At 59.5% G+C, this 26,717-nt stretch carries 20 protein-coding genes; 6 read left to right on the top strand and 14 right to left on the bottom strand.

All coding sequences use genetic code 11. The features are described from left to right. Positions 1-46: 46 nt before the first annotated feature. The 14 genes from P5706_RS20600 to tssB all read right to left on the bottom strand — a co-directional run bounded on the left by P5706_RS20600 (position 47) and on the right by tssB (position 17,485). Positions 47-748: an Imm25 family immunity protein gene (locus P5706_RS20600; protein WP_285681391.1), complete on the bottom strand. Its 702-nt coding sequence runs from the start codon at positions 746-748 to the stop codon at positions 47-49. Positions 749-765: 17 nt separating this feature from the next. Then, positions 766-5,322: an RHS repeat-associated core domain-containing protein gene (locus tag P5706_RS20595; protein ID WP_285681388.1), complete on the bottom strand. Its 4,557-nt coding sequence runs from the start codon at positions 5,320-5,322 to the stop codon at positions 766-768. A gap of 41 nt (positions 5,323-5,363) precedes the next feature. Then, positions 5,364-5,792, bottom strand: coding sequence for a DcrB-related protein (locus P5706_RS20590; RefSeq protein ID WP_200433854.1), 429 nt, complete (start codon positions 5,790-5,792; stop codon positions 5,364-5,366). Positions 5,793-5,811: 19 nt separating this feature from the next. Then, positions 5,812-7,749: a type VI secretion system Vgr family protein gene (locus tag P5706_RS20585; RefSeq protein ID WP_285681383.1), complete on the bottom strand. Its 1,938-nt coding sequence runs from the start codon at positions 7,747-7,749 to the stop codon at positions 5,812-5,814. A 25-nt stretch (positions 7,750-7,774) separates the two neighbouring features. Next, on the bottom strand, positions 7,775-8,032 hold the full coding sequence (locus tag P5706_RS20580) for a PAAR domain-containing protein (RefSeq protein ID WP_285681381.1): 258 nt from the start codon (positions 8,030-8,032) through the stop codon (positions 7,775-7,777). Positions 8,033-8,111: 79 nt separating this feature from the next. Next, positions 8,112-8,624: an Hcp family type VI secretion system effector gene (locus P5706_RS20575; protein ID WP_285681378.1), complete on the bottom strand. Its 513-nt coding sequence runs from the start codon at positions 8,622-8,624 to the stop codon at positions 8,112-8,114. 105 nt (positions 8,625-8,729) lie between these two features. Beyond that, a complete protein-coding gene (icmH, locus tag P5706_RS20570; RefSeq protein WP_285682791.1) occupies positions 8,730-9,566 on the bottom strand; it encodes a type IVB secretion system protein IcmH/DotU in 837 nt (278 codons plus the stop codon). A 1-nt stretch (position 9,567) separates the two neighbouring features. Continuing rightward, on the bottom strand, positions 9,568-10,914 hold the full coding sequence (tssK, locus tag P5706_RS20565; RefSeq protein ID WP_285681375.1) for a type VI secretion system baseplate subunit TssK: 1,347 nt from the start codon (positions 10,912-10,914) through the stop codon (positions 9,568-9,570). A gap of 37 nt (positions 10,915-10,951) precedes the next feature. Next, positions 10,952-12,301 (bottom strand): type VI secretion system lipoprotein TssJ, encoded by a 1,350-nt coding sequence (gene tssJ / locus P5706_RS20560; RefSeq protein WP_285681373.1) that lies wholly within the window; start codon positions 12,299-12,301, stop codon positions 10,952-10,954. Then, positions 12,298-13,320 carry a type VI secretion system baseplate subunit TssG gene (gene tssG / locus P5706_RS20555; RefSeq protein WP_285681370.1) on the bottom strand — a complete coding sequence of 341 codons (1,023 nt, stop codon included), beginning with the start codon at positions 13,318-13,320 and terminating at the stop codon, positions 12,298-12,300. The genes tssJ and tssG overlap by 4 nt, the downstream gene beginning before the upstream one ends. Further along, positions 13,284-15,050: a type VI secretion system baseplate subunit TssF gene (tssF, locus tag P5706_RS20550; protein ID WP_285681367.1), complete on the bottom strand. Its 1,767-nt coding sequence runs from the start codon at positions 15,048-15,050 to the stop codon at positions 13,284-13,286. Before tssF ends, tssG begins: the two co-directional genes overlap by 37 nt. 7 nt (positions 15,051-15,057) lie before the next feature. After that, on the bottom strand, positions 15,058-15,471 hold the full coding sequence (gene tssE, locus P5706_RS20545) for a type VI secretion system baseplate subunit TssE (protein WP_285681364.1): 414 nt from the start codon (positions 15,469-15,471) through the stop codon (positions 15,058-15,060). Beyond that, positions 15,472-16,944 carry a type VI secretion system contractile sheath large subunit gene (gene tssC, locus P5706_RS20540; protein WP_200434735.1) on the bottom strand — a complete coding sequence of 491 codons (1,473 nt, stop codon included), beginning with the start codon at positions 16,942-16,944 and terminating at the stop codon, positions 15,472-15,474. Positions 16,945-16,981: 37 nt separating this feature from the next. After that, the gene (gene tssB, locus P5706_RS20535) at positions 16,982-17,485 is read right to left on the bottom strand and encodes a type VI secretion system contractile sheath small subunit (protein WP_200434728.1); all 504 of its coding nucleotides are present in this window, start codon (positions 17,483-17,485) and stop codon (positions 16,982-16,984) included. A gap of 335 nt (positions 17,486-17,820) precedes the next feature. Between tssB and vasI the strand changes: the two genes are divergently transcribed. Genes vasI through P5706_RS20505 form a run of 6 tightly spaced genes read left to right on the top strand, consistent with a single transcriptional unit; the run spans position 17,821 to position 26,706 of the window. Next, positions 17,821-18,483, top strand: a complete 663-nt coding sequence (vasI, locus tag P5706_RS20530) for a type VI secretion system-associated protein VasI (RefSeq protein ID WP_244657919.1) — start codon at positions 17,821-17,823, stop codon at positions 18,481-18,483. After that, positions 18,471-19,889 carry a type VI secretion system protein TssA gene (gene tssA / locus P5706_RS20525; protein ID WP_285681359.1) on the top strand — a complete coding sequence of 473 codons (1,419 nt, stop codon included), beginning with the start codon at positions 18,471-18,473 and terminating at the stop codon, positions 19,887-19,889. Before vasI ends, tssA begins: the two co-directional genes overlap by 13 nt. Positions 19,890-19,893: 4 nt before the next feature. After that, entirely contained in the window at positions 19,894-22,416 is a 2,523-nt protein-coding gene (locus P5706_RS20520; protein ID WP_285681356.1) for a type VI secretion system Vgr family protein, read from the top strand. Next, positions 22,413-24,218, top strand: a complete 1,806-nt coding sequence (locus tag P5706_RS20515) for an esterase/lipase family protein (RefSeq protein WP_285681353.1) — start codon at positions 22,413-22,415, stop codon at positions 24,216-24,218. The genes P5706_RS20520 and P5706_RS20515 overlap by 4 nt, the downstream gene beginning before the upstream one ends. Further along, positions 24,215-25,456 carry a T6SS immunity protein Tli4 family protein gene (locus P5706_RS20510; protein ID WP_285681350.1) on the top strand — a complete coding sequence of 414 codons (1,242 nt, stop codon included), beginning with the start codon at positions 24,215-24,217 and terminating at the stop codon, positions 25,454-25,456. Before P5706_RS20515 ends, P5706_RS20510 begins: the two co-directional genes overlap by 4 nt. Continuing rightward, entirely contained in the window at positions 25,456-26,706 is a 1,251-nt protein-coding gene (locus P5706_RS20505) for a T6SS immunity protein Tli4 family protein (RefSeq protein ID WP_285681347.1), read from the top strand. The genes P5706_RS20510 and P5706_RS20505 overlap by 1 nt, the downstream gene beginning before the upstream one ends. The last annotated feature ends 11 nt before the right edge of the window (positions 26,707-26,717 follow it).

The following is a 26,717-nucleotide window of genomic DNA, read 5'->3' as shown; positions in this document are numbered from 1 at the left end:
TGTTACTGGGGCATCCAAGTGATATCGGTTGGATTGTACTGAGAGTTTATACATTTATTGGATGTTGAGCGGCATGTCTGGTTGATGCCTCAATGAATGCGAACTCTGCAAGAATGGACGAGAGGTCAAACGGTGGAGTTAGATAGTCTTTAAGGAAGTTGAAGGCTGGTTGCGAAATATTGTTCAATATATCCGGCGCAATATTGTTTATATTTTTAATTGTTTTTGAAAGGCTCTTGCCACTTTTTTTGTATAGGTTTATTAGTTCGTTTTGAATTTGCGGGAAAGCCTGGTGTTGCTTTAGTTGTTCGTAGGCTTCCAGGAAATGATTATAAGCCACCATTCTTCCTACTGTAGTTTGGCTCGTCGCTACGAGGGAAGGGGATAGTAGTTCTTCTTGTACAGCGTTTACTAATGAGGCGGTGTGGGGGAGAAGTTTAATGATGCGCTGTTGACATTTAGAAAGAAAGTCTGGGTCTTCGTCGTACGTTATGCCGATTGGTATTTTAAATGCACTGCAGTTTGAGTCTAGTGAGCTATCGGGATAGTTGATGGGACCTATCCATAGGTCTGTCGTAAGAGAGTCATCTTTATTTTTTGTTATTAATATGTAGCAATAGTGCTTGCTGTTGGGTATTGCCCGGCAAAGCGAAGTTATTTTATTTGACCAAAGTGGGTAAACTGGTACAAATTTGTATTCAGAGATAAGAGTGTATAAGGCTTTTGCAATCGAATTTGATCGAAGCATATAAATGTCTCTTGGTGTTAGAGTGGGGCTTTGGGGCCAAATGTCCAAGGAATATTGGCGCCTTCTAGCTTTTGCAAAACGCTGCGCATCTCTGGCGCTACTCTTGGATCATGCTCAAAGTGCCAATGGGGATTTGCACCTTGCGAATTTTTTAGTTTGATGTCTGTGTCGATTTGCTTTGTCATTCGATTCAAGCTCTCTGTTGAGCGAGGGCCTTTGTTAAAGTTGTCAGATTTGTATTCAATGTCACGACCTTTGTATTGGCTATCATATGAGCGTTGTCTGCCAAAGTTTCGACCTTTTTGAGAGCCGAAAATCTCTATTACACGCTTGTCATGCCATTTTTTTGCCCAACTCAGAAAGCCTCTCCCAGATTTTCCACACTCCCAGCCCCAAGGATCGAACCAGCTTACGGAGTTTGGAGCGTACTGGTAAAGATTGAACCCCCCCATCAACCCAATCGGATCCGGCTGCGTAAACCTCCCCACGTCCGCATCATAAAACCTGAACGTGTTGTAGTGCAGCCCGGTTTCCCGGTCAAGGTACTGCCCCTGAAACCTCAGGTTCTGCTCGCGCCGTACCCGCTGATCGTGCCACTCGTCCCGGCTCTTGCCCCAACCCTCATACTCACTGTGCCACACGCTCAGGCCGGCCTCGTCGGTCAGCTGTTCCGGCAACCCGGCGAGGTTGGTGTGGAAGAAGAAGATCTCTTCACTACCGGGCCTGCCATCAATCCGCGCCAGCGGTTCATAGCTGTCGGGATTGGCATACACGTAGACACTGCCGAACCCGTGCTCCACCTCCTGCAACAGCCGCAGCCCCTGCCACACAAACTGCATATCGCTCTGTGGCTGTTCGCTCTCGTTGCGATACACCCGTTTACCTATGCGCCGCCCCAGTGGGTCGTAGCGGTACTCGCTGCGCAGCCGCTGCCAGCCTTGATCCTGCTCGACGCAGATCAGGCGTTGCTCAGCGTCGTAGCGAAAACGTTGCACGGTATGGCTGCCGATACGCTTTTCGCTTAGGCGCCCAAAGCGGTCATAGCGGTAGCGTTTGTCCTCGAACACGTGCACGCGGTTGTGTTTGACGTAGCCGCCCATGCGGCCAGTGGGCAGCAGGTTGGCAGCGGCGTCGTAGTTGTAGGTTTCGCGGTGCAGTTCCGGGTTGCGCAGATTGCTTTGGCGATGGTCGCGCAGGCGCTCGGTAGCGTCGTAGCTGTAGTGCTCGTTGCCCTCGACGCTTTTGCCGTGGCTTTTGCCGAGGAAGCGCCCGAGCAGGCCGTCGTCCGGCAGTGGTTGGCGTGGATCGCTGCCACCGCGGCGCTGGGTCTGGGTCAGGCGCTCGATGATCAGGTTGTCGCTGGCGTCGTACTGGTAACGCTTTTGCAGCAGCGGCAGTTCTTCGCGGGCGGCGTTGCGGTAGTGCAGGGCCTTCTGGCTGAGACGGCCGCATTGGTCGTAGCGGTTGCGGGTCAGCAGGCTGCCCTGGGTGCGCAGGACTTCGTCGTGCAGTGGGTCGCGCTCGAAATCACTGATCACCCGGCCATTGAGGTTGAGCTGGTGCAGGTGGCCGCTGCCGTAGTACAGGTGATTGAGTTGGCGTTGGTCGGGCAGGGTCAGAGTTTCTAAGTTGCCTAGGGCGTCGTAGCGATAGCCCAGTTGACCTGCCTCGCTGCTTTCGCTGAGCACCTGGCCGAGGGCGTCGTAGGCATAGCTCAGTGTTTGCTGCGCACCCTGCCCGTCAGTAAATGTGATCGCCAGCAGGTTGTCGGCGGCGTCATAGCGATAGTCGGTGACCCCATCGTCGGTGGTTTTACGCAGTAAACGGCCCACCGCATCTCGGGTGAAGCGATGCCGAATAGGGACGTCTGACTCAAGGGGAGGCGGGCCGTCCTCGTAAGTGTTGCGCGGTTCCGGCGCAGGCGTGGGATGAGCGTCAGTGCCAGTGACGTCGTCCACGGCGTTGTAGTGGTAAACGCGGTAGCTATCGTCCAGATCGATCTGGGTGGTCAAACGATCCAGCACATCCCACTTGAAACGGTAGGCTTCTTCGTTCTCATTACTCAGCTGTTGCAGGCGCCCATAGGCGTCATAGCTGAAACGCACCTTATGCCCCAGCGCATCGATACGCTGTTGGATTCGCCCGCTGGGGTCGTAGTGGTACTGGGTGCGCTGGTTGGCCGGGTCGATATAGTCGGTGAGCTGGCCGGCCAGGTTGCGCTGGTAGCGGTCGATGCGTCCGCCGGGGCGTTCGCTCTCGATCAGGTGGCCGCGAGTGTCATACCGGTACTGGGTGGTCTCGCCACGGGCATTGGTGCTGGCGCACAGATAGCCACGTTCGTCGTAGCGGTAATGGCTTTCCGAGTTGGAGCAATCACGGTACAGCAGCAGTTGCCCATGACGGTTCCAGGCCAGGGTCTTGTGTTTGTCGTGGGCATCGATGACCTCCACCACCTGGCCCTGAGGGTCATAGCGGTAGCGGGTGGTGTGCCCCAGCGGGTCTTTTTCGCTGAGCAGATTGCCGCGCTCGTCGTAGCTGAAGGTACGGGTGTGGCCGCCACGGTCGGTGATGCTCAGCGGCAGCGCCCAATGTTCGGTGTAGAGGATGTATTCGCTGCGGCCGAGCGGGTCGCGGGTTTCGATCAGGCGGCCGAGGTCATCGTAGACGTAGTGCCATTCGCCGCCCTGCGGGTCGGTGGTCTTGAGCAGTTGCCCGGCGAGCAGGTCGCTGTGCCAGCATTGGCCCAGCGCGTCGATATGGTGGTAGACCTCGTACAGCGCACCCCAGTAGTAGCGTTCCTCACGGCCAAGGCTGTCAACGACGCGGGTTTCGCCCTTGGCCAGGTCGTACTGAAAGTGATAGTCCTCGCCATCGCTGCCCCAGTGGCGGGTGACGCGCCATTCATGGTCGGGCTGTGGTTCCAGCAAGGGCGGGAGGGTGTAGGGCGTGCCGTCGGCGCGGACGGATTGTGGGCCTTGCTCGGGGACTTCGAAAGACGCCCAGGCATAGTGACGGGTCGCTCCAGTGGGCAGCGTATGGCTGCTCATGTGGCGCTCGGGCGTGTAGGTGAAACGCCGCAACACCTGGTCGCTGGAATCGAGTACGGCGCTCAAATCGCCATGGCTGTCATAGCGGTAGCGCACCAAAGGCTCGGTGCGCTCCAGATGGCCGGGGCCTTCATCACTGAAATACAGGCGCTCAACCCGTTCCAACCGGCGTGGGTGCAGGTCGTTGTAGCGCAGGCGCACGGCAATGCGGCTGTTCGGGTCGAGCAGATGTAGCAATCGCCCTTGCTCGTCATAGTTCAGGTTGACCGTATTACGGTTGCGGTCGCCCAGGCGCACCAGTCGTGAACGCTGCGGGTTGTGGGGATCGGTTTCAAAGACCTGATACAGGCCGTCATGGATGTCCTCGACCACCGTCAGGCCATTGCCCATTTCGAAGAATGCCAAACCATCGAGCGTGCTGACAAAGCGGTTGCCGGGCTTGAGCTGGCCCAGCTCCAGGCGCTCGCCCTCGGCGTTGATGTACACCCAAAGGTCGCCGCCGTTCGGATGCGGTACGCGCACGATTTCGACTTCGTAGAACACGCTCCAGCCGACGCCGAACAGCCCGTTGTCGCGACGGTCATTGCTGTTGTACCGACGCGCCCAAATGATCGGCAGGATGCCGGGGAGAGTGAAGTCCAGGTCTTCCGGGCCGTCCTGGAACTTGCTGCCGGTGGACACGGCCACCGGGTTGCCCACCGAGCAACTCTTTGGTCCGAATTTTCGTGCGATAAGGATGCCGGCGATGATGCCCACCGCCATGCCGATTTTGTTTTTGCCTCCTTGGATGGGCCGTACCACCAGCGGTTCGCCGCCGATGCGCACATCCGGCGATACGGCGGTATCCGGCCCAACGGTAGCCTCGCACGTGGTGCGATCACCGCAACGGGCGGCAGGTTGACTGTTGATGAAGACTTCCGAGGACCCTTCAGCCAGGTATTGCGTAGGCATGGGCAGATGCCGCATGCACACCACTTGGTCCAGTTCGGCGGGGCGGGTTCCGCTGGCAGGCGCGGCCACCATGGGTGGGTTGAAAATGCCGTCGATGGTTTGGTAAATCGCGACGACCGGGTTGAGTCCGGCAACCACGCTAAAAAGGGTATCCATCACACTGGGCTTGGCCGACGGTTCGTCGGGTTCGTCGGTTTGCATGCCGGCGGCGCGGGCCGCCAGTTCGCTATTGATGCGAGTGTCGACGGAGCCGCTTGCGATGTTGCCCTGGGGCGTGGGGGGAATCAGCGCGCTGAAAAAGCCACTGCACGCATCGCTGAAATGTTCCCCGATGGATTTGTCACCGGCAGGAATCAAGCTCGTTGCCGTCACCAACAAACCGGCCCCTACGCCGATCACCACCGCGCCTGCTGCTGCTACTGCAGCAGCGCCCAAGACATAAGGTGCTGCGGCAATAACTGCGGCAGTGACGGCGGCATACACCACAGCCTCCGCGACGGTGGCGAGGATTTCTGCCCACACCGAAGTGTGCAGAATGGGGTCGCCCACACGGGCGGCGTGTACGGTGTCTGCCACGAATCATCTTCCTTGCGAGCAGGTCATTCGAGAAAAGAGGTTTAGGCAAACCGAAGCGACTGTTTGAGGGTTTCCCAATGGTCGAAATCTGCTTCAGTGAGCGTGCTGCCCTTGCTATAAGTCAGCGCCAGAAGCCGGGGTTCGCCAGGCAGCTCACAGGCCAGTTGGTACTGGCAGGAAAGCGCATTGCCCTGGGTGAATTCGGTTTGCACCTCCATCGCGACGATGTTGCGGTCGACGCCTACCCGCACCTCTGCGGGTTTGGTGCATTTGAAGGCTGTGACTTTCTTGCGCAGCTCGGTGAGCTGGTGGGTATAGGTCTCGGCCAACGTTTTCTGAGGGTCCATAAGGCCGCGTGCCAGCACCAGGGTGGTGCCGCGTGCCTTGAACACCAGCATGTTGACGCTATTGTCGTCGGGCCTTTCATTGCCCAGCCCGATGATCAAATCGTGGGTTATGTATTCGCGCATTGGCGCCGTCCTTATGGGGTTATTCATGGTTGAAGTAGCCGTCCACATCGCTCTGGATGTCTGCGCCACCGACACCGTTTGCAGTCGTGCCGGAAGCCTTTCCACTCATGTTCAAATCGAGTTTTCCTGACAGGGTGTTGACCTTGCCGGCCTTCATGCCAGTGATGTTGAAGTTCTCGCAGGTGATGTTCAGGTCGCCGTTTTCGTTGAGCTCTATGACGGTTTTGCCGCACTCAAGACGCAGCTGTTTACCCACGCCGATGTAATACTCACCCGCGACGTGATCGTTCTTGTTGCCGCCCACTTTCAAGGTGTCATTGGCCTTCACCACCCGCATGCGCGTACGGCCCACGGTGATGGTTTCGTCTTGGCCTACTTGGCTGCTTCGGTCGGCGCCAATCGATTGGGTCTGGTTGTTCTTGACGACGGTGTTCTGATCTTTCTGGGCATGGACAAAAACTTCCTCCTGCCCCAACTCATCCTCAAAACGCAGCTCATTGAAGCCTGCGCCCTTATGGGTTTGGCTCTTGATGGTCATCCGCGTCTTGTGTTTGGGCAGCTCGTAGGGCGGCAGGTTGGTCTGTCTGTAGGCTGCCCCCGTTGCGATCGGCTGGTCAGGATCACCGTCCAAATAGCTGATCACTAACTCCTGCCCCACACGGGGGATGGCCATCGAGCCCCAGGTCGCCCCGGCCCAGCCTTGGGTGACGCGGATCCAGCAGGAGCTGTGGTCGTTGTTTTTGTCCGCGCGATCCCACGGGAACTGCACTTTCACCCGGCCCCATTCATCGCAATAAATCTCTTCCCCAGGTGGCCCAACCACCGTGGCGATCTGCGGGCCGTCGATGCAGGGTTTGGGGCGTAGCGGCGCCTTCCAATCCGAGGTCCAGCGGATGGCGCTGGCCTTCAACGTGTAAGAGGTACCGAGGCCGCTGCCGAACGATTCTTCCTGCAAGCTGGTGTGCTGTTTGCCTTCGTGCTTGATGGCGATGGTGCGCCAGCGATCGTTGAAGTCTTCACGGGGATGATCCTTGAGGTCGAACGCCAACCCCGGTTGCAGACGTTCATCGTCGCCTTCCACATGGGCCAGCTTGGCGTCATTGCGCAGCGCCGCCAGGCGGGTTTTGGTGAAGGGCTTGCCGGCGATGTCGCGTTTGTAGCGGCCGGGGTAGTCGTAGCGTTCGTAGTCCTTGTGCTGGTTGTTCAGGTCCTGGTCGCCGGTAGCGGTGTGCTGCTGGTCGTAGCGCGGGTGGGTGAAGGTGTAGTCGCGCTGCACCTGGCGCGCGGTGCGCACTTGTTCGGTGTAGTGGAAGCGGTTCAGTGCCGGTTCTGTGGCGTCGCCGCCACCCATGGATTGGTAAATCACCGGGCAGTCTGTGTGCGTGCCAATAGTGCCCAGCCCGCCAACGCGGTCGGTGAGGACCAGGGTGTGGCCGTCGGCGCGGTGTTCGAAGGTGTAGAGCAGGCCTTCTTCGGCGGCCAGGCGGGCGATGAAGTCGAGGTCGGTTTCGCCAGCCTGTACGCAGTATTCGCGGGGTTGGTGTTCGAAGCAGATTTCGCTGCGGATGTCGGTGAGCTTTTGTTCGGCCAGCATGCTGGTGATGATGTCGGGCACGGTCTGGGCCTGAAAAATGCGCCAGTTGGAGCGCAGATCGAACCGCTTCAGGGTCGGTTCGACCACAGCGGTGTAGCGGGTGCGGCGAAAACCGGTGTCGCCCTGTTGGAACAGGCTGACCAAACCGTGGACGTAGCGCACGGGGGTGTCGTCGCGCCAGATGGTGAACACGGCGGCGAGGTCGAGCATGCGGTAGAAGTCGATGGCCGGGTGGTGACTGACCAGCTCCAGCTCGAGTTTGAACGGCTGGGACAGGCCTTCTTCAAGGGTGAACGAGACCACTTCGAAGGGATCGCCCCGCAGCGGTTGGAAGGTGTAACGCAGGTCGCTTTGGCGGGGCATGAAACCTCCTTGTGGTGAGTGTGGGTCAGTTGATCAACCAACTGGCGTCGCCGTTTTCCAGCACGCCTTCGTGGTCGGTGCTGTCACCGACGCGGGCCACGGCTTTGCCGTTGATGTTCATTGAGGGCGAGCCGCTGGTGATCACGGCACCGCAACCCAGGGCGTCGCCGACAAGGGCGACGGCGCGGCCGTTGACGGTGACGTTGCGCGTACCGCTTTTAACGGTGGTGGGGCCACACAGAGGGCAATCATGGTCGTGACCGACCAGAACGACGGCAGGCATAGAGCCTCCTTAATAAGTATTGAATCTGGAGACATTCCGCCGTGCACAGGCCTGTACGGCGGAACGTGTGGTTCGGCGGTTAAGCCGGTTTGCGCCAGTCGTCCGAGGCTTCGGTACCGGCAACCTCATGGCTCCAGCTGACCTTGCGATACGCCAGGCTTGTCTTGATCAGTTGGGTGTAGTTGGCGTTGTCACTGTCTTGGGCGTGAGGCAGCACGGTGTGGATCTCGACGACGGTGGCGTCCTCAAGCTTGGTGGTGAAGAAGTGCTCCTGCTTGCCGTCACCCGAGGTACGGAACCACTTGACCTCGACGGTCGGCAGCATCTCGCCGGTGGCTAAAGCCTGGTAAAGCATGGGTGAGGCTTTGCTCAGGGCGCTGGTGAAGATCAGCGGTTTATGCACGCGCTGACCTGCGGGCTGGCCGCTTTGCGGGTCAGTAGGCGTGGTGATCTGGTGATCGATTTCCTGTGCCAGGATTTCGTCTTCGTGGCCTTCTACATAAACGTTGCCCACCGAGTCCGCAGTGAATGCGCCCTTGGTGATATGGCCTTGGTTCTGGCCGTGGATGCTGATGTAAGCAGGTGTTGGCATGACAAACTCCTTGTCGCGATCAAGTGAACGACCCGTGGGGTCGAGGGTTATGGCCGACACGGCCATGGCTTTGCAGGCGCTCGTGATGAGCACACTGAAAATCGGTTACAGGTGGAGCACTCGCTCCAGCGACACCAGCACCTGTTGGGTGATGGCGTTCAGGCGGATGGAGTAGATCGTGTAGGCGACCGTCAGCACGACGACGGCCATGGCCCAGGGCGTCCACAACGGCCAGGCGCGTTTGATCCGGTAGTTGCGCGGCGCGACGTTTTTCAGCGGGTCGGTAAGACGCTTGGGCGTCTCGCCGCGCAGGGGGCGCAACAGGCCGTGCAGTTGGTCGATGATCTTCTGTATTTCGTCATCGCCCTTGATATGGGTGCCGTATTTACCTTTGAGACCGGAGATCAGGCACTGGTACATGAACTCCAGCACATGCTGGTACCGGGCTGCTTCGGGGATCATGTTGTTCATGACGGTAAAGAATTTTTCGCCGCCCTGGGTTTCGTTATGAAACTGGCTGAGCAATGAGCGCGCGCTCCACGTGGAGAGCCTGCCCCAGGTGGTGCGCATGACCACCTCGTCCACCAGCAGGCACAGGCTGTAGGAGTAGGCCTTGAGCATGCCGGCGTCGTAGTCGAGCTGGCGGACTTCCTCCATGATCGCGGTGATCTGGTTGCTGACGCTTTGGTACAGCGCAGGTACGTCATCGTGGTGGTCCAGGCGGCGCAGACGGATGACCAGGCCGATCAGCGGCGTGGCGGCATCGCACAGCGGGTTCCAGGCCACGCCGCGCATGTCGAATTCTGGGTCTGCGAGCAGCACGGGCGGTTTTGGTTTTGTCTGCGCTGGTTCGACAGGTTCGGGCTTGCTTCTGGCGTGCTGCACCAGTTCGTCAAACACCGGAGTGTTGGCGTCCGGCTCAGAGGTGATGCTGTCCTTCATATCATTCATCTCTCTCACTCCTGATCGCCCAGAACTGCAACTCCAGCTCCGGGAATTCGCCGGCGATATGGAAGCCAAACCCGCTGCCGCTGCTCAGGCTTTGCCAGGCAGGGTGATGGCGGTCGAGTTCGAAGTAGCTGAAGCCGGCATGGAACGGCAGGTGCCGTGGCGCCACCGGCAGCGGCAGCAGCGGGATACCTGGAAGCTGCAGGCTGACCAGTTGTTCCAGGCCTTCGGTGGAGCTGATCTTGATCTGCTTGGGCAGTTGCTGGCGCAGGGTCTCTGCTGGCAGTCCGGCGCGCACGGCGAGGATAAATTCGGCGTTGTCCAGCAGGCGCTTGTCGTTCAACTCGGCAGTACGCACGCCGTATTGCTGAACGACAATCGGCAGCGGCACCGCACGCGGTTGCAGCACCGTGCCCAAGGCGCGGCGCAGGGTGTGTTCCAGAAGCTGGAAGGATTCGCGCAGGTTGTCGTGCTGATAGGCGGGGTATTCCTGGGGCAGGTGACCTTCATCGGTAAAAGTCACCAGCTCGCCGCAGGCTTGCGCCAGCGCGATGTACAGCCGCTCCGGATGGACCTGACGCTGGCGCGCCAGGTGTTGGAACAGCGGGAACAAGCGGTTGAGGGTTTGCAGCAGGTTGAAGTCGGTGACATCGGCGACGCCCGACTGTCCTGGCGAACCGATACGCTGGGCCAGGTTTTTGGCGCGCTCACGCATCAGCCCGGCGACTTCACCCAGGTAGCGGTGCAACGCCGGCACCGCTTGCAGGGACAGGCTGGTGGGGTAGAAGTGCTCGTCTATCACCAAACTGCCGTCCGGGCGCTTATCCTTGATTTTGCCCAGGGCGATGCCTGTGAAGGCACTGCGGTCGCTGCGTTCGAGCATCAGTTGCAGGTTGGGCACGGCCAGGTCCATACCGACCTGATCACCGTCATCACTGTGGGTATCGCGGACTTCCTCGCGGCGGGCGATGTAGCGGCTGTTGCCGTACTGGTCCGGCCAGCGCACTTCGAGGGCACCGTTGGAGCGCAACGGCAGGGCCAGGTAGACGATCTGGCCAACTGCGCTGCTGTCAGCGATCTCCAGCGGGGGCGGCGTCGCCAGATCGTGAGGAATGTCGAAGACACTACCATCGGGCATGATCCCGCGTGCCCGGGTAATGGCGATTTTGCCGAAGCCCAGGTATTCGTCGTTCAACGCCAGCTCGCTGAAGCCATAGAGCGCGTCGTTGAGGCTGTGCAGGCGCTGGTGCACGGCGGCCTCGGCGGCGCGGGCCTGTTGCTGGAAGTGCTGGGGCTTGACAAACAAACCTTCATGCCAGATGACGGGGTTGCGTGAACTCATCGGTGATTACTCGGGGTAAAAGCGGCTGAAAAAGACGTCATCGGGTTTCTCCTTTGAGGCTGACCTGGGCGGCATCCAACTGCACCAGCACGGCGTATTGGCGGCCCTTGGGCTCGACGCGCAGGCGCTGTTTCCACTGGCCGATCTCAGTGCTGTGATAGTTGGCAATCACCGCGATAAAGCGGGTGTCTTCATCCAGGGCGCGCAGGTCGACGAACTTGAATTGGCCGGGGTTGAGCAGGTAGTCGTCGGCGCGGATGTAGGTGCTGCCCAGGGTCTTTTTCAGGTCGTCGGCCAGGGCTTGTGGGCTGGCGTTGACCAGCAGCGAGTCATCGGTGAGTTGCAGCACCTTGAAGGCGATCGGCGTGGCGACGTGCTCCAGCGCCGGGCTGCCCCACGGGGTGGTCAGGCTCACGCCCTGGGCGTCGTAAGCGCCGAGCAGCGCATCTTCGATAGGCGACATTTGCTCCGCAGGCGTGGGCTCCACGGTCAGCAACGATTGCGCCGGCACGGCTTCGTAAAGATGGTTGAGCAGGGTTTGCACTTTGTCCGTCAGCGCCTGCGGGCTAGCGGCCTGAACGTTGAGGGTGTAAGGCGAGCGGCTTTCGTCCTCAACCGTTGCGGTGCCGGTGCTGATCAGGCGCGGGTTGACGTCGTCGCTGGCGTGCAGGCTCAGGGAGTAGCGGCTAGGCTGATCGTCGGGATCTCCGACCGAAATTGATGGAGTCCAGATCACCTGGCCGATATTGCCGAGCATGGTGCAGCCGCCGAGGGTCAGGCAGGCCAGCAACAGGGTGCCCAGACGCAGGTTGCTGAACAGGCTGACACTGCGCTTGTGTGCAGGCGCGCCGATATCCGCCAGCGGTGCGGGCGGCGGCGCCTTGTGCATCGCTAGCAGCGGATCGCCTTGCTCCGTCAAATCCACGGGTTGGCAGAGACGCTCGAACTCCGCGCAAGTGGCAGGTCGCTCATCCGGCAGTGGCCGACTAGGAAGGTCTTCCTGGTGCCACACGTGCATGCCCTCAGGATGGTCGCCGAGCAGCTCATCGAGCGAATGCTGCCCTGGAGCGTGCTCGCCCAACTGCACCGCGACCTGATACGCACCAATCTGCAACCGATCACCGTCGTTGAGGCCTATCGCAACATGGCGCTCAAGCGACAGATCGTGGCCGTTGACGTAGGTTCTACCGCTGCGGTCGATCACGCAGAACCGCCCTTCGACGACGCGGATGTCGCAGTGGTTGGGGCGTACGCTGTTGTGGCGATCGTCCAGGCACCAGTCCACCGCGGCACTGCCGATGCTGCCGCCCTGTGGGCCAAACCGATGAAGGGGCACATACCCGTGCAGCAACTGCGCAGGATTGTTGATAACCAGGGTCAGCTTCATGCGCGCCCCCGAATCCGCACCACGGCGGGATGACGTTGTTCTTGATGTTCGATAAAACTGGTCCAGCCCAGGTGGGTGCCGCTGGCGCGTTGCAGGTTGAACGGCGGTACATCTTCTTCGCGCAGCCCCAGTTCCAGGTCGTAGGCGGTGGCATCGCGCAGCAGAAAATCCATCAATTGGCGCAAGCGCCCGAACTGATCACCGCTGGGTAAAAACTGCCGAAAGCGCGCCTGGGTCAGGTTGGGAATTACCAGGGTGAACTTGCTGGCGCGGGTCTTGCTGCGGTCACCCACCACGAAATCGCTTCCGAGAACACCGTTGGCTTTGCCAAGTGACAGGCGCTGGCGTTGGTCCAAACTCACCGAGCGCGCCTCGAACTCACGGATATGCACGCCGTGCAGATCGAAACAATGTTCGACGATGCCGGACACCACCGACGGCGAGCGGCTGCGGTTGGCAATCAACCCGGCAAAGCTCAGCAGGCGACCCCACGGCAGCGGCGTCGCACCACGCAGGTCGTTGTCGTTCAGCCCGACCATGGAGAATACGTAGCGCGAAAAGCGGTCGCTGGCCTCGGCCTGAAAGCGGATGTAGTAGCGGTACTTGCGCCAACTGGTGTGCAGCAGGGTCAGCAAGCGATGGTTGAAAAAGTCCATGAATGCCGGGCGAATCCCGCGCTCCTGAGCCTGCTCGTAGGCCAGGCGATCCAGGTAGTAACCGGGCAGTGGCGAGTCGGTGCCGTGCAGGCCAAAGAAGCTTGTCTGCAAGCGATAGCGCACCTCTTCGCGATCCTCTTCAATGCGCGCCGCCTCGACTACATCGGAGGCCGGAAAACCTAACCCTGCATGGCTTTGCAGGCGTACGCGACGGCGCGCCGCCGCACTCAAGGGTCGCGCTTCCAGATCATCACCGTGTAAAGCGTGCAGGTGCTCCAGCAGACGGTGAAACGAATAGTTCCGCGCGTCAGCCAGCAGCGCATCAGCTAGATCACGGGTTGTCTGCCGGTCAACAGTGGCCATTCATAGCACTCGTTGTTAGTGGTATTGATCACTTCCAGACTGTGGAAGGAATTGATGCTCGCGTAGAGAGCGAAGAAGTGCGAAAGCACACTGGCGAACAGGTACAACTCGCCTTCGCAGAGAAAGGCGTTCTGATCCAATTGCAAACGGGTTTGCACGCCACGTACCGGCTGGCCTTTCATCAGCCAGTCGATGGGCATAGTCACCGCATCACGAATGCCGTTGAGGCGTTTGCGCGTGGCGCGGGCCTGTTGCAGGTCGTGCAGGGCCGCGAAGTCATAGGCGCGGATGACCGCCTTGAGCGGCTCGGCCGACAGCAACGACAGGTAGTTCAGTGACAGGTTGGAAATCAGCGTCCAGTGCAGGCTGCTGTCCAGCACCGGCCGGTAGCTGCGCGTCGGCGCAATCAGGTTGGTGTAGGTGGCAAACGACGGCGTGGCCTCGGTGGACCGCGACACATCCCCTACGCCGAGCTGCTGCGGCAGGTCGCGGTTGGTGCAGGTCAATTCGATCGAAGCTGCTTCGTTTTCGCCGATATACAGGCTTTCATCGCCGCGCACGAAGGCGATGCGATGGCGCAAGCCTTCACGCCCGTGGGACTCCTCGATATGCGTGCGAAAGTACAGCGCGGTGCGGCCTCGCGCATGTTCGATCTCATGCTGGAACGACTCGAACGGGGTAAAGCGCCGCAATGGGTCGCCTTTGCGCTCCTTGTCGGCGGCGTCCCAACCGGCCACGTGGTCGACACTGAAAATTTCATAAGCATCGTGACGGTTGCCCGTGGGGCTGATACGGCGTTCCTGGCTGCGTCCATCCAGCATGATAGGTTCGGCATCGTGGCAGAACAGATTGACCGCCGGCGCGCAGAACAGGTGAAGGTCTGATGTACGCAAATGCGTATTGACCGGCATCGGCCGGGAGAACTGAAACTCGAAACGAATCTGCCCGGTGCTGACAGCCGGCCAGATCTTGGCAAGTCGAGTCAGGCTGAAAAAGTGGAAGCGCTGCGGGAACACAAAGTATTCCTGCAGGATGCGGTAGCCATCGAACACATTGCGCGGGTAGGGCAGCAATGCCTCTTCGGGAGTGAAGCCGGGAAAGCCCAGCTCGTCGCAGTTCAGGCGATAAGGCGTGTTGTTGACGTACAGCGTGATGCTTTTGAGGTAATGGGCCAGCCACAGGTACAGCGTCAGAGCCGTGGCATTGTCACCACCCAAGTGAAAGTCCAGCTGGTCGCACTCAAGGCTGTTTAGCGGTTGCTGGGTCAACACGTCGAGGTCGATGCGTAGTGTCGAGGCTTCGCGGCTGTGGGCATCGCTGACTTCGTGCAACGCTAACGGGTACAGGTTGACGTCGGTGCAGGTACGAAACTCGCAGGAGACGCCGTCCACGGGGTTGGCAAACAGCCGCGTCCCTTTGGGAATCACCTTGCGTTGACTGATCGCATTGGGCAGTGGCGTAAACCGGATGATGGTCGCGCTGGGCAAGGGCCGCAGGTAGTTGGGCCAGAGCATCTGCAACAGCGGATGGGTCAGCTCCGGCAAGTCGTCGTCGATCTTCATGCCGAGCTTGGCGGTGAGGAAGGCAAAGCCTTCCAGCAACCGCTCCACATCCGGGTCACCGGCCTTGTCGCCAAGAAATTGCGCCAGCTGCGGGTTGTCTTCGGCAAACTCGCGACCGAGTTCACGCAGGTAGCGCAGCTCCTCGGCAAAGCGTTGTTTCAAGTCCATGGCATTCTCATTTCACGCGGGTGTAGCCGTCGCGGCCGTGCATGGCCACCTCGATCTGCACCTGTTCTTCCTTGTGATTGACTCGCACCTGGCAATCCAGGCGAAAGTTCAGCTCCAGCGGCAGGTCCGGGTCGGGCTGAAAGCGCACGCCCGTGACCTTGATGCGCGGTTCAAACGATTCCACCGAGCGCCGGATATCGGCGCTGATCGCTACCACCAGATCACTGCTGGCCTGGGTGACGCCGTTGAAATCACGCAGGCCCAGTTCAGGGCTGCTTTGCGAGCAGCCCTGGCGTGAGTTGAGCACCTGTTCCAGGTGGCGTTTGATCGCCTCGACACGCTGGTGCGCTTGTTCATCCGCGCTGCCTTGGCGGTAGCGCGGTGCGTCGGGTTCCAGGCGTTCGAACAGGCTGGCGCCCACTTACTGGGTGTCCAGGCGGCCGACCAGTGAGATCTCGAAGTTGGCGCCCATGTACTTGAAGTGCGGACGCACGGCCAAGGACACCTGGTACCAGCCTGGATTGCCTTCCACGTCCTGCACCACGACTTTTGCGGCGCGCAAGGGGCGACGGCTGCGCACGTCGGACGAAGGGTTCTCCTGGTCGGCGATGTACTGCTTGAGCCAGTCGTTCAGCTCGCGCTCCAGGTCCTGGCGTTCCTTCCAACTGCCGATCTGTTCGCGTTGCAGCACCTTGATGTAGTGGGCCAGGCGATTGACGATAAACAGGTACGGCAACTGGGTGCCGAGCTTGTAGTTGGTCTGGGCTTCCTGGCCTTCGCGGGTCTTGGGGAAGTTCTTCGGTTTTTGTACCGAGTTGGCAGAGAAGAACGCCGCGTTGTCACTGTCCTTGCGCATGGTCAGCGGGATAAAACCGGCTTCGGCCAGCTCGAACTCCTTGCGGTCAGAGATCAGCACTTCGGTCGGGATCTTGGCCTGCAATTGGCCCAGGGATTCATACAGGTGCACCGGCAGGTCATCCACCGCGCCGCCCGATTGCGGGCCTATGATGTTCGGGCACCAGCGGTAGCGGGCGAAGCTGTCGGTAATACGCGAGGCCATCAGAAACGCAGTGTTACCCCACAGATAATTATCGTGTTTACCGTCGACGCTTTCGTCATAGCCGAAGCTGCGCGTCGAGTTGTCTTCGGTGCTGTAGGGCGTGCGCAGCAGGAAGCGCGGCAGGGTCAGGGCCAGATGTCGGGCATCCTCGGATTCCCGCAGGCCACGCCACTTGGTATGGCGTGGCCCCTCGAAAATATCGCTGACTTCCTTGAGGTCTGGCAGGCCCTGGAACCCTTCGAGGTTGAACAGCTCAGGCCCTGCCGCCGAGACGAACGGCGCGTGGGACATGGCGCCAATGGAGGCCACATAGCTGAGCAACTTGATGTCTGGCGAGCTGGGGCCAAAGGTGTAGTTGCCGACCATAGCACCCACCGGCTCACCACCAAACTGGCCGTAGCCGGCGGTGTAGACGTGCTTGTACAAGCCGCTGCGGGTGATGTCACCGGCGTTGTCGAAGTCGTCCAGCAGTTCTTCTTTGGTAACGTGCAGCATCTCCAGCTTGATGTTCTCGCGAAAATCCGTGCGATCCACCAACAGCTTCAACCCACGCCACGACGACTCCAATTGCTGGAACTGCGGCTGGTGCAGGATGACATCCATCTGCTTACTCAACGCGCGGTCGATTTCGGCAATCATCTGGTCGACCCGGTGCTTGTTTACCGGCTGTTGGTGATCGCCGCTTTGCAGGATTTCGCTGATGAACGCGGCCACGCCTTGGCGGGCAACGGCATAGCCTTCCTGGGACGGGCGAATGGTGGTGTTGGCCAGCAGTTGGTCAAGCAACGACGGCGGTTCATCAGCCACCAATACTTGGGCGGCGGCGCTTTCCATAGGCATGGGGAGTACTCCGTTGAGAAGGGCGTTCAAGTCAGTTGTTTGGCGCGTCGAGCACCAAGTTGAGTTCGCTGGCCAGGCGTTGCCGGGCGGTTTCATCGGTCAGCAAATTTTGCAGGTGTTTGCGAAAGGCCGGGACGTTGCCCATGGGGCCTTTTAGCGCGACTAAGGCTTCGCGCAGTTCCAATAACTTGTTCAACTCTGGTACTTGACGGGCGACCGCGTCGGGGCCGAAGTCATTGATGTTTTTGAATTGGAGTTGCACGTTCAAGTCGGTGTCTTGGTCGTTGTTCAGCACAGACGGAACCGCCATGCCCAGAGCAACTTCAGCTTTGGTCAGTACTTCGTTGAACGTGTCTTTGTCGATGCGGATAGCTTGGCGGTCTTCCAGGGCGGTCAGTTCGCCGTGGCCTTTGAAGTCACCGGTGATCAGCAACTTAAGAGGTAACTCAACTTCAGACTGTTGATCGCCTGTGGCCGGGACGTACTTGATGTTGACGCGTTCTTTTGGGGCGACAGAACCCTGAGTTTTCGACATGGGAATAATCCTTTTCGTAAGGTTGGCGTATTAGAACCAGCTATTGAAAAGTTTGTCATGTAGGACGATGTGGACGCGATTAGTGGTCTTTGGATGTAGGAAATGGCGCCATGCTTTGTTTTGGTAAATTTCCTACGTTATTTATGGATGCTTCTGAGAGACACTTCTTTTTATTCGGAGTTGTGGGATGTGTTGCCCGACTTTTACTTGCGCTATCCATTGAGCGTAGGTGACGCTTCGCAAGTTAATTGATTTAACTTTCTGTCCGGGTCACGTTAGTTGGAAAGTTGAAAGTGTTCGGTTTGGATTTCAATGAGGCATATCAGGAGGCGTTGATGCGCAACGGATGGCGAGGATATAAATGGGGGCTGTGCTTGGCGGTTATGGCGGTAATGGACGCGCAGGCAGCAACTCAAGATTGCCCTGCCATCGTATCGCCGTTGAAGCGCCTGGAATGCTTTGACCTGGCGGCCGGCACGCCCATTCATCAGCCATCTGCGCCGCCACGCGCCCTGGGCCGGGTGCTGCCGATTGTCGATCTGGTCCAACGCAATGAAGCCAAGCGCCCACCCGAGGGTCAGCGATTCCTGCTGTCGTCATTTCCGGAGCCGGACAACGACCAGCAACACCGGCTGGTGATCTCAGCCCCAGCACTGGGCGCGCTACCACCCCGGCCTTACTTGGCCATCAGTTGCGAATCGAAAATCTCGCGCCTGCAACTGGTGCTGGATGAGCCGGCCAAGCCCAACAAAATTCGGATCCAGCTGTTCAAGGACGAACGCCCGGTCTCCGAGGCCTATCAGTGGCAGGTGCTGGACGACGCCGGTCTGGTGGTGGATGCCGGGCGCGGGCTGCAGGCGATTGCCTTGTTGCGCAACATGGGCGGCGGCCAGCGCCTGCGACTGGAGAGCGACTATCCGCGGCTGCACGGGCTGGTATTTGACGCCGAAGGGTTGGGCGAACTGATCGAACAGGAGCGCCAAGTATGTCGCTGGTAATCGACGTGCCGGCGGACACCATTAAGCTGTTGTTGACCCCCATTGACCCCGAACAGCCCGCTGGGCATTTCGATGTGGAGGACGAAACCTACCAGGCCATCGATCAGGAGATGGTCAAGCTCGGCGGCCTGCGCGAAGGCGACATTGACTGGCCGTATATCGACGAAGCCTCCCGCCAATATCTGGCGACCCAGTGCAAGCACTGGCGCGTCGTCGCTCACCAGCAGGTGGTGTGGCTGCGCACCCGACAATGGGCGCGCTGGGCCGATGCCCTGGGTTTGTTGGCCGGCATGGTCGAACTGTATTGGGACAGTGCCCACCCCAAGCCCGGTCCCACCGGCTACCTCAACAAACGCAAGCAAGTGCAGCGCCTGTTGGGCGACCTGGGGCAGGTGTTGCCGACCCTGGAGCGCAGCAGTTTTGAACCGGCCTACCAAGCCGCAGCGGAACTGGCCCTGGCCAACCTGCAACGCTGTGCCGAAAGCGCCAAGCTCGACCCGGCCCCGTTGGACGCGCTGCAACGCCAGCTGGACAAATACAGCGAGCCGGTCGCTGCCACTGAGCCCGCGCGTGCGGCCACCTCCGGCAGTGTGCTGGAGTCGGCCTTTTTCGCTCGCGCCAAACCGCAAGCGCCGAGCAATGAACGCGAACAACGCCGCGCCGTGTTGAACATGGCCGAGCAGATCAATCAGCAAGACCCCTACGACCCCACCGGCTACCAACTACGACGCTTCGGCCTATGGTCGCATTTGCGTACTGCACCGCCCATCACCCGCGACCGGCGCACCGAATTGACCGCTGTGCCCAAGGATATCGTCGACGGCTACCAGGACGCGCTGAACCACAACGCCATTGAGCCGAACCTGCTGCTGCGCATCGAAAAAAGCGTCTGCGCCTCGCCGTACTGGCTACGCGGTAGTTACCTGACTGCTCAGGTCGCCTCGCGTCTGGCGATGGAAGAAGTGGCGGCCGCCACTCGCCAGACCTGCGAGCGGTTCGTTTGCCGTTTGCCGGCCTTGCTGGAGTTGTGCTTCAGCGACGGCACACCGTTCGTGGATGCGCAGACCCAGGCCTGGATCACCGGCGCCGATCAGGCGCAAACCACCGGCAGCCCGGTGCAGGAATACGCCGGGCTGCGCGACGAACTGGCTACCCAGCTCAACACCGAAGGCGTGGAAGTGGTGCTACTGCGCCTGCAGGAACTGCACGCCACCCATGACGCCCCGCGCCAGCGCAGCTACGCCACGGTGATTGCCGCCGACTTGCTGGCTTCGCGTGGCTTGTCGTGGCTGGCGGATGACCTGTACGCCAGTGTGGCGCGGTTGATGCGCGACACCACGGCACAAGGGTGGGAGCCAGAGCTGTATCAGAAGGTGGCAACTGTTATCAGTGAAGGTAAGGATTAGTCATATGGCCCGCCAAAGTGACCTGCGTTTCACCTTTGTTCCCTTGAAAGAAGACGCCTTCGAGGTGGTTTCATTTACGCTCGAAGAAGGGCTGTCCGAACCGTTCAAGCTTACCCTGGAGCTGGCCAGTTTCGATGCTGCCATCGACTTCAATCGCATGTTGGATCTGGCGGGGCTGTTCACGATTTGGCGTGGCGAAACACCGGTGCGTTATGTCCATGGCTTGGTCAGCCTGTTCCAACAGGGCGACACCGGTTTTCGCCGCACCCGCTACACCGCCGTGGTCGAACCGACCCTGAAGCGTTTTGACCTGCGCTCCAACTGGCGCATTTTCCAAAGCCAGACCGTGCCCGACATCATCACCAGCATGCTGGCCGAGCAGAAACTGACCGACATCCGCAGCGAAATCTGCTTCGAACACCAACCCCGCGAATACTGCGTACAGGCTGGCGAAACCGACCTCGACTTCATCGCCCGCCTGGCCGCCGAAGAAGGCCTGCTCTACACCTTCGAACACCGCGCCGACGGCCACACCCTGGTCCTCACCGACCGCGTTGGCGGGCTGGGCACTATTGGCACGCACACAGACTGCCCGGTGATTTACCAATCCATGGGTGGCGGCGACGCCACAGAACCGGCACTGAACCGCTTCCACTACACCGAACAAGTGCGCACCGCGCGCCAGGTGCAGCGCGACTACACCTTCACCCACCCGCGCTACGACCAGCAGCACACCGCTACCGGCGACCAGGACCTGAACAACCAGCACAAGGACTACGAACGCTACGACTACCCCGGCCGCTACAAACGCGACATCGCCGGTAAGCCTTTCACCAAGACGCGGCTGGCGGCGCTGCGCAACGACGCCAAGCTGGCCCATGTGGAAGGCGACGATGAACGCCTGCAACCGGGGTTGGCGTTCGACCTCAAGGATCATCCCCGTGAAGACTTCAATGATCGCTGGCGCACCATCGCCATCAAGCACGAGAGCAAACAGCACACCAGCTTGCAGGAAGAATCGTTCGGCAGCGGCCTCGGTACCTCTTACACGTTGAAGGCCCGCGCCATCCGCTGGACCTCGGATTGGAAGGCGCCGCTACGTCCCAAACCCTGCATCGACGGCCCGCAGATCGCCACGGTGGTTGGGCCACCTGGGGAAGAGATTTATTGCGATGAATGGGGCCGGGTGAAAGTGCAGTTTCCGTGGGATCGCTCGGACAAGAACAACGACCACAGCTCCTGCTGGATCCGCGTCACTCAAGGCTGGGCCGGGGCGACCTGGGGCTCGATGGCCATCCCCCGTGTGGGGCAGGAATTGGTGATCAGCCACCTGGACGGAGATCCCGATCAGCCGATCGCCATTGGGCGAGCGTACCGGCAGACCAATTTGCCGCCCTATGAGCTACCCAAGCTGAAAGCTATAGCAACAACCAAAAGCCGCGAGTTTGGCGGCACCCAAGCCAATGAGTTGCGTATTGACGACACTACCGGGCAAATCAGTGCGGCATTAATGAGCGAACACACGCACAGCGCTCTGCACCTGGGTTACCTCACGCATCCACGTCACTATGGTGGTGGCCGGCCAAGGGGCGAAGGCTTTGAATTACGCACGGATGGTCACGGTGCGTTGCGTGCAGCAAAAGGATTGTTGCTGACTGCCGAGGCGCAACTGAAGGCCGGTGCGGGTCAGCTAGAGCGCCAGCAGGTGATTGATGTATTGCAAGCCGCCCTGACATTGGCCAAACAGCTGGGAGCCTCTGCCGAAAATGCCCAGGCAATTGCTCTGGATGCGCAGCCGCAGCAGTCCCTGACTGATGCCGTGAATGCGTTGGGCCATGGTGCCAATGATCAGGCCAATGGCACCGGCAATGGCGCGCAACCCATCATCGCGTTAAGTGGGCCTGCCGGCATCGCTGCCGCGACGTCCCGCAGCATCGCCATAGGCGCAGGCGAGCACATCGATAGCGTGGCACAACAAAACCAGCAACTTACCGCCGGCAAAAAAGTGGTGATCAATGCAGGCGACGAAATCGGTCTGTTCGCCCAAGGCGGCGACATGCGCCATATCGCCCATAACGGCCAACTGCTGTTGCAGGCCCAGCACAACAGCATCCGGGTGCAGGCGGACCAGAGCGTGGAGATCAGCGCCAGCCAGCAACATGTGCTGGTGGCGGCGGACAAGCACATCACCCTGCTGTGCGGTGGGGCGTATATCAAGATGCAGGGCGGCAATATCGAGCTGGGGATGCCCGGTAATTTCACGGTCAAGGCGGCGAACAAGTACTTCATTGACCCAAGCAATGCCGCCACCGAACTCAATAGCTGGCCCAGCACATCGTTCAACGAACGCTTTCAGCCCCTCCTCACCGACGGCAACCCTATCCGAAACTGCGCCTATGCCTTGGTTCGCAAGGACGGCGCACGCTTTGAAGGGCGAACCGATGCTGAAGGCTTTGTCACCCTGCAACAGGGCATGACGCTGGAAGGGCTTGTACTGGAATGGCTCGAAAACGGAGAACCCTTATGACCGATAAGCCTTCGGCGCCTCGTATTGCGCCCACGACCTATAACGCACGCGGCAATCCCGTGCATACCTGGACCCTGACGCCCAGCCATATCACCGACCCGGTTCTATGCATGATGCCGCCGAATGGAGTGCTGCCGGTGATCTTTGTGCCGGGGATTATGGGGTCGAATTTGAAGAGTAAGCCTGAAGAGCAGGAGGATGGGGACCCGGGAGAGGAAGGAGTGCCTGTTTGGCGGTTGGATGCGGGATTCATGGGCAAAAATGTGTGGCTGGCCGTCAACTGGATCAACAAAAAGGCAGGCATACGCCAGCGCCTGTTACACCCGCAAAGGGTGGAAGTCGATAGAGAAGGCGCGGTGCCCAAACGTCCCGTAGGCACGGTTTTGACCCCGCCTGGGCCGGACCAGAAAAGCACGCTTCTTGCCCTGACCAAACGCTATCAGGAGCGCGGTTGGGGCGAAGTCAGCGAAACCAGCTATCACGCGTTTCTTCTTTGGCTGGAAGAGACCCTGAATAACGAGTTCTTGCCCCACCGGTGGCCTCAATTCGATATTCGGCCGGAGCACTTGCATACCGTCGCCGTCGAAACGGGGCCGAATCACATCACCCGTCTTAAGCCCGCTTTGAACATCGGCATGCCAGGGCTGGGTGCCACCCTGGCCAGTCAGTTGCCGCCGATTGTGTCGGATGAGCTGGTGGCGCGTGGCGGTTATCGGATGCCGGTGCATGCGTGTGGGTATAACTGGTTGGATTCCAACGAGGATGCGGCATTTGGATTAGCTGAACGTATTGATGAACTGATGCGCCAATACGGCCGCAATTGCCAGCAGGTAATTTTGGTCACGCATTCCATGGGCGGGCTGGTGGCAAGGCGGTGCGCGCAACTGCCCGGCATGGCCGACAAAATTGCCGGCGTTGTGCATGGCGTCATGCCGGCAACCGGCGCGCCAGTCGCCTATCGCCGCTGCAAGGTCGGCATGAAAGATGAAGACCCTATTGCCGGTGCGGTGATTGGTCCAACCGGTCAAGAAGTTACGGCGGTCTTCGCCCAGGCACCCGGTGCCTTGCAATTGTTGCCGACTCAGGATTACACGCCCGGCTGGCTAAGGTTAGTCGACGACCAAGGCCTTTCGGCAATGCCGCGTCAGCCGGTAACAGATCCTTATGAAGAGATCTATCTGCGCCGTGACCGCTGGTGGGGATTGCTGCGTGAAGAATGGTTGGCGCCGAAGGATGGAACCCCGATCACGTGGGGGATATTTGCAGACAACATAAAAAAAGCAAAAGTCTTTCATCAGGATATCAGTCGCTCCTATCACCCCCAAACCTATGTCTACTACGGCAGTGAAGACAAGCACCCGAGCTTCGAGTCCATCACCTGGAAAATGACTCGCGGGGCCACTGTCAATGGCCTTCACGGCTCACGCCCCGATAGCTACACGGTTTCAAATCTGCAGATGCATCAGGTCAGGGATGACGGCCGCAGCCCGGTTTACGTCGGCGGCCACGAGCAAGCCATACCACCCCTGCGGGGCGATCCCGATGCACCCGTCAAAACCGTGCAGACCAGCTACTGGGAGCTGCATTGCAAAATGCAGGACGGCTCCGGCGACGGCACCGTGCCGGTCAGTTCGGGCAGCGCGCCGATAAAACAGGCGCCTTATGGTGGCGTTCGCCAGCAAATCAAGGCCCCAGGCTTTGATCATGAAGCGTCCTATACCAACCCGTTAACACAGCAATTCACCCTTTATTCAATCATCAAAATTGCGGCGAAAGCCAAGGAGCCCCTGTGCGCCGGATGACCGTTCTTTTTGCCTGCCTGGTGCTCGGGCCACTCAGTGCTTGTACCGCCTTCAAGCAACCCAGCGAACAGGAGAAACACAACGTGAGCGAAATGACTACCCACATGCGCACCTGGGCGTTGGGCCGGGGCCTGATTGATATACCGGCCAACTGGACTGGCGGCGGCGATGTGAAGCTGTACTACGGGCTGGGCGCCGATCACTCGTCGGTTGACGTGCGTGTGTTGGGAGAAGGCGTGACGCAACAACGATTTGACGCCGCCTTGAATGAGCGGTCGCATCGAATCGCGGCGATTAAAAACTATAAGCAGTCTGATGTGTCCATGTTGGTGTCGGCGATACGGCTTTCGCCGCAGAGTGTAAAGCTGCAGTATTTTCAGAGCGCCGCGCTCCCAGATACCTTCGTTCACGAATTCCACCTGCTGGTAGGCGATGCCTACGTCATGCTCCGCGCCGAGTCCTACAACGGCAACACAGCTCCCGTTGAGGCCCGGCTGTTGAAGCTGTCCAAGGAAATATTCAAGGTCGCACCGGAAAACGCAGGGGCAGGCTTTGCGTTGGGACCTGTCGTGATCAGAAGCCATCACGATCAGGAAATCGCCAATTTTTACTTTCGTCCGCCCGCTTCGGATGTCTCACTGAGTATTTATATCAACGCGCTGTCACCGGATGACGACGAGCGCCTTCACGTTCGAACCCAAAAAGACACACAGATTTTTCTCGCTGGCGATTATGAAAACTTACGCGCCGGAAAAATCACACTGGCTGAAATGCAAGCCGAGGAGTCCCTGATCGGTTTCAGTGACGACACTCACCGTCAAATACTCTTCGTGAGCGAAAACTATCGCGACAACCCCTCCCTAAGTCGTCCGGCGATGGGTATCCGTTTATCTGCAGGGGGGAAAAAGCGCTCCGCTATTGATCCAGATAAACCCAGAGACCTCGTCCGCTGGACCCTTCCCCAGTTCGCCAACAAAGGTTACGACCTACCGCTCTGGCAACAACCCGCAAGCCCGGAACCCGTCAACCCCTCACTCACCGACTACGAAGCCATGGCCGTGTGGGATGCGATCCTCAAGTCGGTACGTATCCGTTACGGCTCCGTCGCGCCCAAGCCGGACCCATGGGCCAACTATCGCGGCCCCAGCGCTGAAGAGGCGGCTGAAAGCAAACGCATCCTGGATGAATTCATCGCCAGCTTCGAGAAGCCCAAGCCGGATCCGTGGAAGGAGGGTTGATGAGTATGCGTCAACTGACCGCTTTTTTTGCCTGCCTGGTGCTGGGTTCCCTCAGCGCATGTACCGCCTTCAAGCAACCCAGCGAACAGGAGAAACACAACGTGAGCGAAATGACTACCCACATGCGCACCTGGGCGTTGGGCCGGGGCCTGATCGACTTACCCGCCAACTGGACTGGCGGCGGCGATGTGAAGCTGTACTACGGGCTCGGCGCCGATCATTCGTCGGTTGACGTGCGGGTGTTGGGAGAAGGCGTGACGCAACAACGATTTGACGCCGCCTTGAATGAGCGTGCGCATCGAATCGCGGCAATTAAAAACGATGAAATGCAGGATGCATCCATGCTGGTGTCGGCAGTACGGCTCTCGCCGCAGAGTGTAACGCTGCAGTATTTCGAGAGCACCGAACTCCCGGATACGTTCGTTCACGAATTTCATCTACTGGCAGGCGATGCCTACGTCATGCTCCGCGCCGAGTCCTACAACGGCAACACAGCTCCCGTTGAGGCCCGGCTGTTGAAGCTGTCCAAGGAAATATTCAAGGTCGCACCGGAAAACGCAGGGGCAGGCTTTGCGTTGGGACCTGTGGTGATCAGAAGTCATCACGATCAGGAAATCGCCAATTTTTACTTTCGGCCCCCTGCGTCGGATGTTTCGCTGGAGGTTTATGTTAATGCGCTTTCGGCGAGTCAAACAAAAAGCATAAAGACCCGGACCGAGGAAGGTGTTCGGGTGTTCCTCGCCGGCGATTACGAGAACTTACGGGCGAGGAAAATCACCCTGGCAGGAATGTCGGCAGAGGAGTCCTTGATCGGTTTCAGTGACGACACCCACCGTCAAATACTCTTCGGGTGCGAAAACTATCGCGACAACCCCTCTATGAGTCGCCCGAGCATGAATTTCCGCATGTCGGCGGGAGGCATAAAAAGAACGCCGATTGATCCAGATAAACCCAGAGACCTCGTCCGCTGGACCCTTCCCCAGTTCGCCAACAAAGGTTACGACCTACCGCTCTGGCAACAACCCGCAAGCCCGGAACCCGTCAACCCCTCACTCACCGACTACGAAGCCATGGCCGTGTGGGATGCGATCCTCAAGTCGGTACGTATCCGTTACGGCGCCGTCGCGCCCAAGCCGGACCCATGGGCCAACTATCGCGGCCCCAGCGCTGAAGAGGCGGCTGAAAGCAAACGCATCCTCGATGAATTCATCGCCAGCTTCGAGAAGCCCAAGCCGGGACAGGAGGGGTGATGGGTAGCCAA

The sequence above is a fragment of the Pseudomonas sp. ChxA genome, from assembly GCF_030263855.1.
In the GTDB taxonomy this organism is placed as follows: Bacteria; Pseudomonadota; Gammaproteobacteria; order Pseudomonadales; family Pseudomonadaceae; genus Aquipseudomonas; species Aquipseudomonas fluorescens_CB.
This window is presented reverse-complemented; position numbering and strand designations above follow the sequence as displayed.

Excerpts from the sequence above, each read along its gene's own strand:
- P5706_RS20600 (WP_285681391.1), bottom strand. The coding sequence starts at position 748 with ATGCTTCGATCAAATTCGATTGCAAAAGCCTTATACACTCTTATCTCT.
- P5706_RS20590 (WP_200433854.1), bottom strand. The coding sequence starts at position 5,792 with ATGCGCGAATACATAACCCACGATTTGATCATCGGGCTGGGCAATGAA.
- P5706_RS20585 (WP_285681383.1), bottom strand. The coding sequence starts at position 7,749 with ATGCCCCGCCAAAGCGACCTGCGTTACACCTTCCAACCGCTGCGGGGC.
- P5706_RS20580 (WP_285681381.1), bottom strand. The coding sequence starts at position 8,032 with ATGCCTGCCGTCGTTCTGGTCGGTCACGACCATGATTGCCCTCTGTGT.
- P5706_RS20575 (WP_285681378.1), bottom strand. The coding sequence starts at position 8,624 with ATGCCAACACCTGCTTACATCAGCATCCACGGCCAGAACCAAGGCCAT.
- icmH (WP_285682791.1), bottom strand. The coding sequence starts at position 9,566 with ATGAAGGACAGCATCACCTCTGAGCCGGACGCCAACACTCCGGTGTTT.
- tssK (WP_285681375.1), bottom strand. The coding sequence starts at position 10,914 with ATGAGTTCACGCAACCCCGTCATCTGGCATGAAGGTTTGTTTGTCAAG.
- tssJ (WP_285681373.1), bottom strand. The coding sequence starts at position 12,301 with ATGAAGCTGACCCTGGTTATCAACAATCCTGCGCAGTTGCTGCACGGG.
- tssG (WP_285681370.1), bottom strand. The coding sequence starts at position 13,320 with ATGGCCACTGTTGACCGGCAGACAACCCGTGATCTAGCTGATGCGCTG.
- tssF (WP_285681367.1), bottom strand. The coding sequence starts at position 15,050 with ATGGACTTGAAACAACGCTTTGCCGAGGAGCTGCGCTACCTGCGTGAA.
- tssC (WP_200434735.1), bottom strand. The coding sequence starts at position 16,944 with ATGGAAAGCGCCGCCGCCCAAGTATTGGTGGCTGATGAACCGCCGTCG.
- tssB (WP_200434728.1), bottom strand. The coding sequence starts at position 17,485 with ATGTCGAAAACTCAGGGTTCTGTCGCCCCAAAAGAACGCGTCAACATC.
- vasI (WP_244657919.1), top strand. The coding sequence starts at position 17,821 with ATGCGCAACGGATGGCGAGGATATAAATGGGGGCTGTGCTTGGCGGTT.
- tssA (WP_285681359.1), top strand. The coding sequence starts at position 18,471 with ATGTCGCTGGTAATCGACGTGCCGGCGGACACCATTAAGCTGTTGTTG.
- P5706_RS20520 (WP_285681356.1), top strand. The coding sequence starts at position 19,894 with ATGGCCCGCCAAAGTGACCTGCGTTTCACCTTTGTTCCCTTGAAAGAA.
- P5706_RS20515 (WP_285681353.1), top strand. The coding sequence starts at position 22,413 with ATGACCGATAAGCCTTCGGCGCCTCGTATTGCGCCCACGACCTATAAC.
- P5706_RS20510 (WP_285681350.1), top strand. The coding sequence starts at position 24,215 with ATGACCGTTCTTTTTGCCTGCCTGGTGCTCGGGCCACTCAGTGCTTGT.
- P5706_RS20505 (WP_285681347.1), top strand. The coding sequence starts at position 25,456 with ATGAGTATGCGTCAACTGACCGCTTTTTTTGCCTGCCTGGTGCTGGGT.